The sequence below is a fragment of the Leucobacter sp. GX24907 genome, from assembly GCF_053567335.1.
Genome location: NZ_JBSGPD010000021.1, coordinates 1 through 618 on the forward strand (window position 1 = coordinate 1; position 618 = coordinate 618).

1 pseudogene is annotated in these 618 nt (G+C 62.9%); it reads left to right on the forward strand.

Annotation, left to right across the window (positions count from 1 at the left end):
• Positions 1-579, forward strand: a pseudogene (locus ACUYV6_RS13160) (hypothetical protein); the annotation flags it as partial.
• Between the last annotated feature and the right edge of the window lie 39 nt (positions 580-618).

Sequence of the window (618 nt, forward strand, 5' to 3'; positions counted from 1 at the left end):
TTCCATCTGCAACTCAACGTGACCAGGCACCTCACCCGGAACCCGCGCACCCCGGCCGGGCGGGCGCTCCGCGGTCTCGTGCTGCAACTGAGCAAGGTCTGGGACGAGGAACAAGCGATCGAATGGCAGATCCGGCTCGATGAGTGGTGGCGCGCGTTCGGATATCTCACGCGTGAACGCACACTGCTCCGGAACGGGAACTTCGGATTCACCCATCACAGGCTCCGCAAAGCTTGGCTCCTCATCCGGAACGTGGTGCGGAAGGACCTCTTGTTCACGTATGTGATGTACGGAAACCCGCGCACCACCTCACCACTCGAGGGTGGTGTGAACGCGGGACTGCGGGACCTGTTGAAACGACACCGGGGCATGAGCGAGGAACATCGCAGGCGAGCTGCGGAGTGGTTCCTCACACTCCACGAACTCCCGCTCGAAGAAGCACTCAAAACCGCAGCGCCGGTGCCACAGAAGCAACGATCAACCGTCCAGGACGAACCCGACGGGCCAGCACTCTACGACACCGGCCTCGACGCCAGCGAAGGACTCTGGCAACGCAGCGGGTGGGCCGGACGAGGATGAACACGCCCGAACCCATCCACTCCTTTTGGCCGGTAACCC